At 34.8% G+C, this 13,695-nt stretch carries 13 protein-coding genes and 1 pseudogene; 12 read left to right on the top strand and 2 right to left on the bottom strand.

What is annotated here, in order from left to right; translation table 11 throughout:
* Positions 1 to 139: 139 nt before the first annotated feature.
* Complete coding sequence (locus tag IHE43_RS02935) at positions 140 to 1,012, bottom strand: AraC family transcriptional regulator (RefSeq protein WP_026982335.1); 873 nt, start codon at positions 1,010 to 1,012, stop codon at positions 140 to 142.
* A 227-nt stretch (positions 1,013 to 1,239) separates the two neighbouring features.
* Here IHE43_RS02935 and hemA point away from each other — a divergent pair, with 227 nt between their 5' ends.
* The 12 genes and pseudogenes from hemA to IHE43_RS02875 all read left to right on the top strand — a co-directional run bounded on the left by hemA (position 1,240) and on the right by IHE43_RS02875 (position 11,490).
* Positions 1,240 to 2,490, top strand: a complete 1,251-nt coding sequence (gene hemA / locus IHE43_RS02930) for a glutamyl-tRNA reductase (RefSeq protein WP_192186601.1) — start codon at positions 1,240 to 1,242, stop codon at positions 2,488 to 2,490.
* A gap of 107 nt (positions 2,491 to 2,597) precedes the next feature.
* On the top strand, positions 2,598 to 3,521 hold the full coding sequence (gene hemC, locus IHE43_RS02925; RefSeq protein WP_192186600.1) for a hydroxymethylbilane synthase: 924 nt from the start codon (positions 2,598 to 2,600) through the stop codon (positions 3,519 to 3,521).
* Positions 3,521 to 4,195, top strand: coding sequence for a uroporphyrinogen-III synthase (locus tag IHE43_RS02920; RefSeq protein WP_192186599.1), 675 nt, complete (start codon positions 3,521 to 3,523; stop codon positions 4,193 to 4,195). The genes hemC and IHE43_RS02920 overlap by 1 nt, the downstream gene beginning before the upstream one ends.
* Before the next feature lie 116 nt (positions 4,196 to 4,311).
* Positions 4,312 to 5,337 carry a uroporphyrinogen decarboxylase gene (gene hemE / locus IHE43_RS02915; RefSeq protein WP_192186598.1) on the top strand — a complete coding sequence of 342 codons (1,026 nt, stop codon included), beginning with the start codon at positions 4,312 to 4,314 and terminating at the stop codon, positions 5,335 to 5,337.
* 77 nt (positions 5,338 to 5,414) lie between these two features.
* Positions 5,415 to 5,792 (top strand): hypothetical protein, encoded by a 378-nt coding sequence (locus IHE43_RS02910; protein WP_192186597.1) that lies wholly within the window; start codon positions 5,415 to 5,417, stop codon positions 5,790 to 5,792.
* A 2-nt stretch (positions 5,793 to 5,794) separates the two neighbouring features.
* Entirely contained in the window at positions 5,795 to 6,346 is a 552-nt protein-coding gene (locus tag IHE43_RS02905; protein ID WP_192186596.1) for a GNAT family N-acetyltransferase, read from the top strand.
* A gap of 572 nt (positions 6,347 to 6,918) precedes the next feature.
* Positions 6,919 to 7,824 carry an oxygen-dependent coproporphyrinogen oxidase gene (gene hemF, locus IHE43_RS02900; protein ID WP_192186595.1) on the top strand — a complete coding sequence of 302 codons (906 nt, stop codon included), beginning with the start codon at positions 6,919 to 6,921 and terminating at the stop codon, positions 7,822 to 7,824.
* A 242-nt stretch (positions 7,825 to 8,066) separates the two neighbouring features.
* Positions 8,067 to 8,492: pseudogene (locus IHE43_RS02895) on the top strand (transposase).
* A 103-nt stretch (positions 8,493 to 8,595) separates the two neighbouring features.
* A complete protein-coding gene (locus IHE43_RS02890; protein ID WP_192188143.1) occupies positions 8,596 to 9,483 on the top strand; it encodes a fructose bisphosphate aldolase in 888 nt (295 codons plus the stop codon).
* 59 nt (positions 9,484 to 9,542) lie between these two features.
* Complete coding sequence (hemB, locus tag IHE43_RS02885; protein ID WP_192186594.1) at positions 9,543 to 10,541, top strand: porphobilinogen synthase; 999 nt, start codon at positions 9,543 to 9,545, stop codon at positions 10,539 to 10,541.
* Between the two features lie 4 nt (positions 10,542 to 10,545).
* A complete protein-coding gene (locus IHE43_RS02880) occupies positions 10,546 to 10,947 on the top strand; it encodes a c-type cytochrome (protein WP_192186593.1) in 402 nt (133 codons plus the stop codon).
* A 93-nt stretch (positions 10,948 to 11,040) separates the two neighbouring features.
* Positions 11,041 to 11,490, top strand: coding sequence for a GyrI-like domain-containing protein (locus tag IHE43_RS02875; protein WP_192186592.1), 450 nt, complete (start codon positions 11,041 to 11,043; stop codon positions 11,488 to 11,490).
* A gap of 57 nt (positions 11,491 to 11,547) precedes the next feature.
* On the opposite strand, the gene IHE43_RS02870 is transcribed toward IHE43_RS02875, so the two are convergent.
* Positions 11,548 to 13,608 carry a M13 family metallopeptidase gene (locus IHE43_RS02870; protein ID WP_192186591.1) on the bottom strand — a complete coding sequence of 687 codons (2,061 nt, stop codon included), beginning with the start codon at positions 13,606 to 13,608 and terminating at the stop codon, positions 11,548 to 11,550.
* Positions 13,609 to 13,695 lie beyond the last annotated feature (87 nt).

Genomic DNA, 13,695 nt, shown 5'->3' with positions numbered 1-13,695 from the left:
TTGGAAATATGATATTTATTACTTTTTAATTATTGTGGAATATCTAAAATCGATTTACTGAGTTTTGTCGCACGCAGATTTCGCAGATTCGGCAGATTTGAAAATTCGTGAAATTCGTGAAATTCGTGACGAACAAAAACTAAACATTCGTATTAATCGACATCAAATACTTTTTAGGAGTTGTCGCAAATTTTTTCTTGAATGCCGCAATAAAGTGACTTCCGGTACTGTAACCGATTTTCAACCCTACTTCGTTTACATTATAAGATCCGCTATCAAGCAATTTTCGGGCAAAATCCATTTTGTAATCGAATAGAAAACCGTAAACCGTGTCGCCGTAAATTTGTTTGAAACCCATTTTTAGTTTCTTCAAATTCAAACCAATTTCATCTGCTAATTCTTGTAATCCAGGCGGTTCGGCCATGTTCGCAATGATGATTTCTTTTGCTTTTCTTATTTTTAATACGTTATCTTCATCAATCAAAAACGGACATTGTTCTGCGTTTGGGTCTTCGGTTCTGTTGAAATACAAACTCAACAATTCGTATCCTTTTCCTTTGTAATAAAGGTTTTTTATCGATGGGTGAAGGTTATAATGAAACAGCTGACTCAACACAATAGCCATAGAAGGACTGATATTTCCTTCGTTATAATACTTTTTGTCCTTATTATCAGGACTTAAAAAAGTAATATAATCTGCTTCCGCAGAAAACAACGCGTGAAATTTCTTTATCGATACAATAACTGAAATGACCCACGAGTTTGGAGCTAATTCTAAATTCAGCGGTAATTCTTTCTGTGGATTGTACAAAAGCAGCGATTTTTCTTCCTTCAAATCTAAAGCGTAGCTCCCTTGATTGAACAAAAATTTGGCATTGCCTTTTATCCCGAAGTGAAACTGTATCAGACCACTACCAACTTCATGCTGTCCAAAAAACGGTTCTAAACTGTCGTTTTGAAAACGGATAAGCGTAAAGTCGTCTTCAATTTTTATAATTTCCTGAGAACTCATAGCGATATTTTTTTGAAACTAAAATCATAGCCAAAGAGAAATGTTATTTAGAATCACTCTAAACAAATCATTTCAAACAACTTGATTTTGCTACAAAAATAATGCTTTTTGCATAAAAACAGATGTTTAGAAACAAAAAAACATGTAGCGATACAAATAGTACTTTGAGCGTTACTTTTGTAAACAGTATAATGATAATTTTGTTGCACTTTTATGAAAGTGAATTTATGGAAAACAATAATGTACCGAAACACCTCTATTTTTATTCAGTTGGTCTGAGTTATAAAAAAGCTGATGCTGAGGTAAGAGGTCAATTTAGTTTGGATGCAGTTGCCAAAACGCGTTTGCTGGAACAGGCTAAAACAGAAGGAATAGAAAGTTTAATTGTCACTTCGACTTGCAACAGAACCGAGATCTACGGTTTTGCTGAACACCCTTTTCAATTAATAAAACTTATTTGCGATAATAGTAACGGATCTGTAGATGCTTTCCAAAAAGTGGGATTCGTTTACAAAAACCAGGAAGCCATTAATCATTTGTTTCGCGTAGGAACTGGTTTAGACAGTCAGATTCTGGGCGATTTCGAAATTATTTCTCAAATCAAAACGAGTTTTGCACATTCAAAAGCAATGGGATTAGCCAATACTTTCGTGGAAAGACTGGTGAATGCTGTGATTCAGGCGAGCAAAAAAATCAAGAACGAAACGGAGATTAGTTCCGGAGCGACTTCGGTTTCTTTTGCATCGGTACAATACATCATCAAAAATGTAGAAGACATTGGCAATAAAAATATTTTACTTTTCGGAACAGGAAAAATCGGAAGAAATACTTGCGAAAATCTTGTAAAACACACCAAAAACGAACATATCACTTTAATCAACCGAACGAAAGACAAAGCTGAGAAGTTGGCCGGAAAATTAAATTTGATTGTTAAAGATTATTCGGAACTGCATTTAGAGCTTCAAAAAGCAGATGTTGTGGTTGTCGCTACTGGTGCGCAAAACCCAACAGTTGACAAAGCCATCTTAAATCTTAAAAAACCTTTATTGATTTTAGATTTATCTATTCCGAAAAACGTTCATGAAAACGTAGAGGATCTAGAAGGCGTAACACTGATTCACATGGATTATTTGTCGCAATTGACAGATGAAACTTTGGAAAACAGAAAATTACACATTCCGGCTGCAGAAGCCATTATTGAAGAAATCAAAGAAGAATTTGTGGTTTGGATGAAAGGCAGAAAATTTGCCCCAACTATCAATGCTTTAAAAGAAAAACTGAACGCGATTAAAGATTCAGAATTAAACTTTCAAAGCAAAAAAATCACTGATTTTAATGAAGCTCAGGCTGAAATCATCAGCAACAGAATCATTCAAAAAATCACTACACATTTCGCAAACCACTTAAAAGACGACGACACCATGGTCGATGAAAGCATCGAATGGATCGAGAAAGTCTTCAAAATAAAAGCATCTTAAAAAATTTTAAACCATATAAGTCCATTTAATAGCAGCCGGTTAATTGTTGCCTTTTAAATCAAACTGCTTAAATTACTTATATAACTTATATGGTGAAATCAAACAAAATGGCTGAAAAAACAATCAGAATAGGAACTCGCGATAGCGAATTGGCACTTTGGCAAGCACATACTGTCGAGAAAAAACTAAACGATTTAGGTTATAAAACCAAGATTGTTGCTGTAAAATCTACAGGCGATATCATTTTGGACAAACCGCTTTACGAACTTGGCATTACCGGAATTTTTACTAAAACGCTGGATGTTGCCATGATTAACGGTGATTGTGATATTGCAGTTCACTCGATGAAAGATGTTCCAACAGCTTTACCAAAAGGAATTGTTCAGGCTGCTGTTTTGGAAAGAGCCAATGTTTTAGACATCCTGGTTCATAAAGGAAATCCGGATTTTGACCAACCAAGTACAATTGCAACCGGAAGTTTACGTCGTCAGGCATTATGGTTCAATAAATACCCAAATCATACGGTGGTTGATTTACGCGGAAACGTAAACACACGCATGCAAAAACTACAGGACAATAACTGGGACGGAGCTGTTTTTGCGGCTGCAGGTTTGGAGCGCATTAACATAAAACCAGAAAATTATATCAATCTTGATTGGATGATTCCCGCGCCGGCACAAGGAGCAATGCTTGTTGTGGCAATGGAAAATGACAATTATATTTTAGATGCACTTTCGCAGTTAAATCATATTGAAACGGAGATCTGTACTTATATCGAACGTCAGTTTTTGAGAACGCTGGAAGGTGGCTGTACAGCGCCAATTGGAGCTTTGGTTACTTATAATGAAGACGAAGACACATTACACTTTCAAGGTGTTTTACTTTCTGTTGATGGAAAACAAAAACTGGAAATCGACAAGACCGTTGCTATTTCAGAATGGAAAAAGCTAGGATTCTTTGCCGCTCAGGAAATTTTGAATAATGGCGGAACCGAATTGATGCAATCTATTAAAGAATCTCTAAAAAAATAATGGCAAAATCAATTCAGATATTATCTACCAAAAAGCTATCGGGCGAACAAAGACAAGCATTAACAGCTACCAATTTAGATGTTGTTGATATCGATTTCATTCAGACTCAAAATAAATCTTTCGAACTAAAAGACCTCAACGAAAATCTAATTTTCACCAGTCAGAATGCTGTTCACAGTATTTTATCGCATCCAAAAGCGGAAGAACTTAAAAGTAAAAACGTTTTTTGTGTTGGATTAAAAACTAAGATTTTATTATCCGAAAGCGGCTTCAATGTTGTCGCTTATACCGGTTATGCTTCAGATTTAGCCGAAATCATCACTTTAATTTATCGTAACGAAAGCTTTACTTTTTTCAGCGGAAACCTTCGCAGAGAAACTTTACCACAAGCTTTAAAAGAAGCAGATGTAAAATTCAATGAAATTCAGGTTTACGATACATCATTAACACCTCAGAAAATAAAAACAGCTTTTGACGCGATCTTATTTTTCAGTCCTTCTGGCGTTGAAAGTTATTTGAAAGACAATACCATAAAAAAAGAAACCTGCTTTTGCATTGGAGAAACCACTGCAGACGTTTTACATAAAATTACCAAAAATATCATCATAGCAGATCAGCCAACGGTTGAGGACGTAATTGAAGATGTAATTGCTGAATACAGCAATAAGCTTTAAGCCTTAGGCAATAAGCTAAAATTAGTACAGCACAGGCTTAAGCAATAAGCCATAATCAAAAAAATAAGACAAACAAACGCTTAAAGCCTAAAGCTTAAAGCCTAAAGCAACAAAAAATGTTAAAAAACGACCTATTTTTAAAAGCATTAAAAGGAGAAACTGTTCAACGTCCACCCGTATGGATGATGCGTCAAGCCGGAAGATATTTACCAGAATTCATCGCTTTGCGTGATAAATACGATTTCTTTACCCGTTGTCAAACTCCGGAATTAGCAGCAGAAATTACTGTTCAGCCAATTCGCAGAATTGCGCCTGATGCAGCGATTTTATTCTCAGATATTTTGGTTGTGCCGCAAGCAATGGGAATCGAAGTTTTAATGAAAGAGAATTTTGGTCCGTTTTTACCAAATCCTATTCGTTCATTGGCAGATGTACACAGAGTTTACGTTCCGGATATTCAGGAAAGTTTAGGTTATGTAATGGATGCCATTAAATTGACTAAGGAAATGTTAAATGACGAAGTACCATTAATTGGTTTCGCAGGTTCGCCTTGGACAATTTTTTGTTATGCTGTTGAAGGAAAAGGTTCTAAAAGTTTTGATACTGCAAAAGGTTTCTGTTTCTCAAACCCGGCAGCAGCACATACATTACTACAAAAAATCACAGATACAACCATTTTATACTTAAAAGAAAAAGTAAAAGCAGGAGTTGATGCTGTTCAGATTTTTGATTCATGGGGAGGAATGCTTTCTCCGGTTGATTATCAGGAATTCTCATGGAAATACATCAACCAAATCGTTGAAGCTTTGGCTGATCATGCTCCGGTTATTGTTTTCGGAAAAGGATGTTGGTTTGCTCTTGGCGAAATGGGTAAAAGTAGAGCTTCGGCATTGGGTGTAGATTGGACTTGTTCAGCTAGAAATGCACGTTACTTGTCTGGTGGAAACATTACTTTACAAGGAAACTTTGATCCGTCAAGATTGCTTTCTCCAATTCCAACCATCAAAAAAATGGTTCACGAAATGATCGACGAATTCGGAAAAGATAAATATGTTGTAAATTTAGGTCACGGAATTTTACCAAATATCCCTGTAGATCACGCGAAAGCGTTTATTGACGCGGTTAAAGAATACGGACAATAGTATACAGTTTTCAATCGCAGTTTTCAGTCTCACTTCAAAGCTGAAAACTGCGACTGCGACTGAAAACTCAAAAGATAATGCTCAACAAAGGCTTAAGAGACAACGAAAGCATCAGAATTGATAACGTTCTCAAAACGTTACGCTCTCTTGACTTTGTACCTCAGCCTCTAACCGATGATGAAAAATTTGATATTGGAAATCAATTAAAAGAATTCGGTTTAAACATTGAAACTTTAGTCGATTATCGAGATGAAGAATTAATAACTTTATTAGTTCGTCGTCATTTAGATTTCAATCAATTAGAGCAGTTTGCTGATTTTTTAATGGAATTTTCGAAAGCGGAAAGCTATAATTTTGAAAATAAAGCTTTAGCTATTTATCACTATATCCAACGAGAAAGCAAGGTTTTCTCTTTTGGAATAAACGCTAAAATCACTTCGGCTAAAAACAAATAACCATGAGTTTTACAGATTGGAAAATAGACAGAATAGAAAATGTTTCTCCCGAAGAGTTTTTCAAACTTATTGATAAAAATAGAAATCACATTGAAAAAACTTTTCCTGTAACGCTGGCCAATTCTGATTCTTTAAAGAAAGCTGAAGATTTTCTGACAGTCAGTCGTGACAAAGAAAAAAACAATGAAGGGTTTTACTTTTATGCCAGGGATATCAAATCCAATGATTTAATTGGTTATTTATGTGTCAAAACTATAGATTACCGTATTTCAAAATGTGAATTAGGTTATTTCGCAGATGAAGATTTTCAGGGAAAAGGAATCACATCAAAAATGGTTTCAGATGCACTTGATTTTTGTTTCAATGAATTGAAAATGAACAAAGTTTTCATCTGTACATCAGAAATTAACCTTGCAAGCCAACGAGTTGCATTAAAGCACAATTTCAAACAAGAAGGAATTTTACGAGACGAATTTAGAAATGGTGATGGCGAGTTGCAGAACACTGTTTATTTCGGATTGCTTAAATCAGAATATGTAGAAAATGAAAAATAGTCCCCAATTCTATATAAAATATTTATCATACATTATTGCTTTTTTGGGCTTTCTAAGTTTGTTATTAAATCCTAGAACTCAATATTTAAATTCAAATCATGAAGTAATTAGAGATTATGGAAGAATTTTTCTGTTTACTGGAGTTTTAATAAGTCTATTTACAATTACTATTAGTAGTTACTTTTTTGAAATTAAAAAACACAAATTAAAGAGTATTTTAAATATATCGAGTGTGATATATCTACTATTAATGATCTACATAATCAATCGTTTTTTTTATATGTTTTGGTTTAATCAAATAGTTGATTTTATAATCTTTACTCTTCATATTTTACCGGTTGCTTTTATTTTAAATGATCTATTAAAACCTAAATCGGTCAAAATAAAAATATTTATTCCAATTGGAATATTCTTAATTATGGGTACGATTTTATATTTTAAATGTTTTTATACTTCATATGAGGATTATTGGAATGACACACCAATTGTTGTTATTCATTATTTATTTAGAGATTGGTTATGTTTAATTGGAACTATTTTAATATTGATTTCATTACTAAGAATTAAGATACATGAAAGATAAATTTTACGCATACATACAAAATCTACAAGACCAAATCTGTGCCGGATTAGAAGCTGTTGACGGAACTGCAAAATTCCGTGAAGATCTTTGGAAACGCCCGGAAGGCGGTGGCGGAAGAACACGCGTTATTGAAAACGGTGCAGTTTTCGAAAAAGGTGGTGTAAACATTTCGGCCGTTCACGGAAAACTTCCTGAAGCGATGCAAAAAATGTTTAACGTTGGTGAAGCTGATTTTTTTGCCTGCGGATTAAGTTTGGTTTTGCATCCAAAAAACCCAATGAACCCAACGGTTCACGCGAACTGGCGCTATTTTGAAATGTACGATAAACACGGAAAAGTTATCGAACAATGGTTTGGCGGCGGACAAGATTTAACACCTTATTATTTGTTTGAAGAAGATGCAAAACACTTTCATCAAACCTGTAAAACCGCTTGCGATAAACACAATCCGGAGTTTTATCCAAAATATAAAAAACAATGTGACGCTTATTTTTGGAATGCTCACAGAAACGAAGCACGAGGCATTGGCGGTTTGTTCTTTGATTATTGCAAAGCAAATGAGTCAATGTCAATGGAAAACTGGTTCAATTTTGTATCCGAAGTTGGAAATAGTTTCTTAGAAGCCTATGTTCCAATTGTGGAGAAAAGAAAGAATTTAGCATATACTCCGGAAAACAGAAACTGGCAGGAAATCCGTCGTGGCCGTTATGTCGAGTTTAATTTGGTTCACGACAAAGGCACATTATTCGGTTTAAAAACTAACGGAAGAATTGAGAGTATTTTAATGAGTTTGCCTCCACACGTACAATGGGTTTATGATCATCATGCAGAAGCAGGAAGCGAAGAAGAGAAATTGGTAAATGTATTAGAAAATCCGCGGGAATGGATTAGTTAGAATTGAATAAGAATATTACGCTCCTCTGGAGTTCAAATTCTAGTCGCTAAATTTTATCTATAAACATGATGCTCCTCCGGAGCTTTAATTTAAAAATGTGGTTTTTATTTATTAAAACTCCAAAATTAATTGACTAATTTTAATATAATTAAGTCCCATCGGGACAACATGTTTATAGCAATTTTGTAGATTTATTTTATTGAACCTCATCGGGGTGGCATCATTTTAAAAGCTACAATTTTATGGCAAATACATATTCGCAATTATACATTCATATTATTTTTGCTGTTAAGGGAAGGCAAAACCTGATTTCAGCAAATTGGAAGGAAGAAATTTATAAATATATTACCGGTATTGTTACAAATAAAGAACAAAAACTAATTACCATTAACTGAATGCCTGACAAGTCGATTTCAGATTTAGTTAGAGATATAAAGTCAAATTCATCAAAGTTCATAAATGATAAAAAATGGATTAATGGAAAGTTCGAATGGCAAACGGGTTTTGGAGCTTTTTCATACAGTCATTCTCAATTAACAAATGTTATAAATTATATTCAACGCCAGGAAGAACATCATAAAATAAAAACGTTTAAAGAAGAATATATTGAATTTTTGAAATTATTTAATGTAGAATTAAAAGATGAATATTTGTTTAATGAGATTTAATGTAAGTTAGGATCGACAATAATATTGCGATCCTCTGGAGTTGGTTGGTAATAAATAAAACGATTGAATTTCACTTAAAAACATTATTATGGAAAAAAGAGAAATGAACATTGCACAATTAGATCGCATGCATTCCGGAAAAGGATTTATCGCAGCATTAGATCAAAGTGGCGGAAGTACTCCAAAAGCGCTTGCACAATACGGCGTTCAGGAAAATAGTTACACCAATGAAGAGGAAATGTACACTCTCGTACATGAAATGAGAACCCGTATAATTAAGAGCCCTGCATTTAAAAGCGAATATATCCTGGGAGCTATTTTGTTTGAAAACACCATGGATCGCAAAATCGACGGACAATGGACTGCCGATTATTTGTGGGAAAAGAAAAACATAGTTCCATTTTTAAAAGTAGATAAAGGACCTGCTGATCTGGCCAATGGCGTACAATTGATGAAGCCTATTTCCAATTTAGAGGAACTATTGACAAGGGCTGTAGAACGAAACGTTTTTGGAACCAAAATGCGTTCTGTTATTAAAGAAGCAAATGCTGAAGGAATTCGTGAAGTAGTAGCGCAACAATTTAAAGTTGGTTTACAAATCTTTAAAAAAGGACTCGTGCCGATTATTGAACCGGAAGTTGATATTTATAGTACTGACAAAGAAAAATCGGAAGAAATTCTGAAAGAAGAAATCCAGAAACAGCTTAGCTTGTTAGATAAAGAAGTAAAAGTGATGCTGAAATTATCTATCCCAACTGTGAATGACTTTTACAAAGATTTGATCTCTGATCCGCATGTTGTTCGTGTTGTAGCATTGTCTGGCGGATATTCAGAAGAAGAAGCCAATGCAAAACTGATGCAAAACCACGGATTGATCGCCAGCTTCTCACGAGCATTGTCTGAAGGTCTTTCTGCTGGTCAGTCTGATGATGAATTTAACCAAAAGCTTGATAAAACCATAAAAGCGATATATAACGCTTCAATTACATAAAAAAATATTAGAATAACTTCAGGATAAAACCTGAAACATGAAACTTTAAACAAAAAAATATGTTCCCATTACAAAGAGGCAGAAGGCTACGAGTAAATGAATCTATCCGTAGTTTAGTTCGCGAAACAACATTGAGTCCAAGTGATTTTATGTTTCCAATGTTTATTGCAGAAGGCGAAAATTATAAAGTAGAAATTCCGTCCATGCCGGGAATTTTTCGTCGTTCAATCGACTTAACCGTTGAAGAAGTAAAAGAAATTTTTGCTTTAGGAATTCGCGCTGTCAATATTTATGTAAAAGTAGACGAATCACTAAAAGACAATACCGGAAAAGAAGCCTGGAATCCAAACGGATTAATGCAAAATGCTATTAAAGCTATAAAGGCAGCTTGCCCTGAAATGGTTGTAATGCCAGATGTTGCTCTTGATCCCTATTCTATTTATGGTCATGACGGAATCATCGAAAATGGCGATATTGCCAACGATGCAACTAACGAAGCATTAGTAAAAATGGCCGTTTCGCACGCACAAGCCGGAGCTGATTTTGTAGCACCTAGCGACATGATGGACGGACGTATTTTACGTCTTCGCCAAGGATTGGATGCTGCAGGTTTTCATAATGTGGGTATCATGAGTTATTCGGCTAAATATGCCTCTGCATTTTACGGACCATTTCGTGATGCATTGGACAGTGCGCCAAGAGAAGCTGATGTTGTTGTTCCGAAAGACAAAAAGACCTATCAAATGGATTATGCCAATCGTATCGAAGCCATCAGAGAAACACTTATGGATGTGGAAGAAGGCGCTGACATGGTAATGGTAAAACCAGGAATTGCTTATCTTGACATTGTACGTGAGGTAAAAAATGCCGTAAATGTTCCGGTAACTGTTTTTCATGTTTCAGGAGAATACGCCATGATTAAAGCTGCTGCTGAAAGAGGCTGGCTGGATAATGACAAAATTATGATGGAGCAACTTTATTGCATTAAGCGCGCGGGAGCCAGTATAATCTCGACTTATTTTGCTAAAGAGGCTGCAATACTATTAAATAAGAAATAAGAAAATGAAAAAAGTATTATTCTTATCTGCCGTTTTAGCTTTCGCATCTTGTAAAAAAGAAACAACTGAAAATCCTCATACAACCACAACAGAAAACTATTCTGAAGGTGAATCGGCGGAAGCCAAAACACCGGAAGCTTTAGGAAAAGACATTTTTGAAGGAAGAGGAAATTGCGTTTCCTGTCATCAGGTAGATCAAAAAATTATTGGCCCAAGTATTCAGGAAATCGGAAAAACATATAAAGACAAAAAAGGTGATATTATTACTTTCTTAAAAGGAAATGCAGATCCAATTGTTGATCCGAGTCAATTCTCTGTTATGAAAACCAATTTTCCGGTAACTCAGGCGATGTCTGATGAGGAATTAAAAGCAATTGAAGCTTATATTTACAGCAACACAAAATAAGGTCTTAAATTTAGCTTTTTCAATTTCCTGCTGACACACTGTTGTCGCACTGTCATCATAAATTTGAAATCAAACAAAATAATTTAACTAAAAATGGATATTCAAAAATTTAGTATTATTGGGATTTCAGTACGAACGACGAATGAGAATGGTCAATCAGGACAAGATATTCCTGCTCTTTGGAACAAATTTATGACGGAAGGGATTGCTGAAAAAATTCCGAATAAAATCGACAATTCTCTTTATTGTGTTTATACCGACTACGAAAAAGATCACACAAAACCTTATACAACCATTTTAGGATGTCTGGTATGCTCTTTAGATTTTATTCCGGAAGAAATGACAGGGAAAACTATTGAAAAAGCAACTTATGAAAAGTTCATTGCAAAAGGAAATCTTCATGAAAACATTGTTTTTAACGAATGGATGAAGATTTGGAATTCAGATCTGGACAGAAGCTTTACCGCAGATTTTGAAATTTACGGAGAGAAAACACAGAATCCGGAAAATGCCGAAGTGGATATTTTTATTGCAATTAAATAGATAAAACAAAAACGGCGCTAAAAGTAGCGCCGTTTTTTTTATGCTTGTCAATATATATTACCAGATTTTAACTCTTTTTGCTGGTTCTATGTACATTTTGTCTCCTGCTTTAATTCCGAAAGCCTGATAGAAAGTATCCAAATTCTGAATTGGCACTACCGCTCTGTACATTCCCGGAGAGTGCGGATCTGTTTTAACCTGACTTTTTATAGCCTCATCTCTTGATTTAGTTCTCCAAACTGTAGCCCATGAAATAAAGAAACGTTGTTCAGGCGTAAATCCGTCAATTAAACCTGGATTTCCATTTGCTTTTAAATACAATTGCAAACCATCGTAAGCTGCATTTGTACCTCCTAAATCACCAATATTTTCTCCTAAAGTAAATTTACCATCTACGTGAATTCCCGGTAATGGCTCTAAAGCACTGTATTGTGCAGCAAGTTCACCTCCAAGAGTTGTAAATTGTTTTAAATCATCAGCAGTCCACCAGTCAACTAAATTTCCGTCTGCATTGTAACGTGCACCTGAATCATCAAAACCATGAGAGATTTCGTGACCAATAACAGCTCCAATTCCACCATAATTTACAGCTTCGTCAGCCTGGTAATTGTAGAAAGGTGGTTGTAAAATCGCTGCAGGAAAAACAATCTCATTATAAGATGGATTAAAATAAGCGTTTACCGTTTGTGGTGACATTCCCCACTCTGTTTTATCAACTGGCTTGCCTAATTTAGCTAGATTTTCAGCATAAGACCATTTTGATAAATTTTTCATGTTATCAAAATAAGTTCCGCCTTCGCTAACGTTTTTAAGTTCTAAAGCTGAATAATCTTTCCATTTATCAGGATATCCAATTTTAACCGTTAGTTTGTTTAATTTCTCAATAGCTTTTGTCTTAGTTTCAGCCGACATCCAAGGCAAAGCATTGATTCTGTTTCTGTATGCCTGCATTACATTCGCAATCATATTTTTAGCCTTATCTTTAGCTTCAGCAGGGAATAACTTCTCTACATAAAGTTTTCCTAAAGCTTCACCAGTTGCACCGTTTATTACCTGTAAAGCAACTTCTTCACGCGGACGTTGTTTTAAAGCTCCTGTCAATGTTTTTCCGTAGAAATCAAAATTTGCATTTTCTATTTCTGTAGTCAACGTTGATGCCGCTCTGTTTAGTAAAGACCATTTTAGGTACTCTTTCCATGCTTCTACTTTCTTTTCAGTAAACGTTTTTTCTAAAGCGATCATATAACGAGGCTGAGCAACATTCACAGTATCTAATTTTGTCATTCCGATTCCGGCAAAATATTTATCCCATTGAACAGAAGGTGTATTCTTTTTCAAATCGGCAACCGCAGTTGGATTGTATTGTTTTCTACGATCTCTGCGTTCAACACGATCTAATCTTGGAGCAGACATTTCTACCTCTAAAGCCAAAATTTGTTTTGCACTTTCTTTTGCTTTTGCAGGAGATTCTCCAATATACTGCAGCATTCTAGCCACGTGAACCTCATATTTTTCACGTTTTTCTTTAGAATCTTTATCATCAGAATTGTAGTAATCCTTATCTGACAATCCTAAAGTTCCAGGACCTAAGTTAACTGAATTTTTATTACTGTTTTTAGCATCAGCTCCAACAAAAACTCCAAAGAAACCAGCGCCACCCTGAGATTGCATTTCAGTTAGGTAATTTTGTAAATCGGCTACATTTTTAATAGCGTCGATTTTCTTCAAATAAGGCTGAAGTGGTGTAACACCTCTTTTGTTTCTTCCAACAGTGTCCATGATCGTATTAAATAAAGCAATTGCCTTACCTTGATCTGTATTTGATTTATACTTCGGATCTTTTGAAGCTTCTTTTAAGATCACCAATGAATTTTCGTCTGTTTTCTGACGTAGTTCATTAAAACTTCCCCATGAATTTCTATCACTTGGAATTTCAGTTTTTTCTAACCAGGTTCCGTTTACATAACGAAAAAAGTCGTCACCCGGACTAACTTTTGTATCCATATTGGCAATATTGATACCCGGTTCTTTTGGTTTTGCATTTTGAGCCTGAATTGCAGTGAAAGTGAACATTGCAGAAACCACACAAAACATAGGTTTAGTAAGCTGTTTAATCATTTTTCTTTATAGTTTTAGTATATACACAAACATATTGTTATTATTTTGAATACTATGTTAAAATTTACCAATAATTAGTCTCGAAAT

This window comes from Flavobacterium sp. MDT1-60, from assembly GCF_014844035.1.
Classification (GTDB): Bacteria; Bacteroidota; Bacteroidia; order Flavobacteriales; family Flavobacteriaceae; genus Flavobacterium.
The sequence above is the reverse complement of the archived record's forward strand: the minus strand, read 5'-3'. Positions and strand labels throughout refer to the sequence as shown.

Coding starts and splice junctions, on each gene's coding strand:
- IHE43_RS02935 (WP_026982335.1), bottom strand. CDS start 1,012: ATGAGTTCTCAGGAAATTATAAAAATTGAAGACGACTTTACGCTTATC.
- hemA (WP_192186601.1), top strand. CDS start 1,240: ATGGAAAACAATAATGTACCGAAACACCTCTATTTTTATTCAGTTGGT.
- hemC (WP_192186600.1), top strand. CDS start 2,598: ATGGCTGAAAAAACAATCAGAATAGGAACTCGCGATAGCGAATTGGCA.
- IHE43_RS02920 (WP_192186599.1), top strand. CDS start 3,521: ATGGCAAAATCAATTCAGATATTATCTACCAAAAAGCTATCGGGCGAA.
- hemE (WP_192186598.1), top strand. CDS start 4,312: ATGTTAAAAAACGACCTATTTTTAAAAGCATTAAAAGGAGAAACTGTT.
- IHE43_RS02910 (WP_192186597.1), top strand. CDS start 5,415: ATGCTCAACAAAGGCTTAAGAGACAACGAAAGCATCAGAATTGATAAC.
- IHE43_RS02905 (WP_192186596.1), top strand. CDS start 5,795: ATGAGTTTTACAGATTGGAAAATAGACAGAATAGAAAATGTTTCTCCC.
- hemF (WP_192186595.1), top strand. CDS start 6,919: ATGAAAGATAAATTTTACGCATACATACAAAATCTACAAGACCAAATC.
- IHE43_RS02890 (WP_192188143.1), top strand. CDS start 8,596: ATGAACATTGCACAATTAGATCGCATGCATTCCGGAAAAGGATTTATC.
- hemB (WP_192186594.1), top strand. CDS start 9,543: ATGTTCCCATTACAAAGAGGCAGAAGGCTACGAGTAAATGAATCTATC.
- IHE43_RS02880 (WP_192186593.1), top strand. CDS start 10,546: ATGAAAAAAGTATTATTCTTATCTGCCGTTTTAGCTTTCGCATCTTGT.
- IHE43_RS02875 (WP_192186592.1), top strand. CDS start 11,041: ATGGATATTCAAAAATTTAGTATTATTGGGATTTCAGTACGAACGACG.
- IHE43_RS02870 (WP_192186591.1), bottom strand. CDS start 13,608: ATGATTAAACAGCTTACTAAACCTATGTTTTGTGTGGTTTCTGCAATG.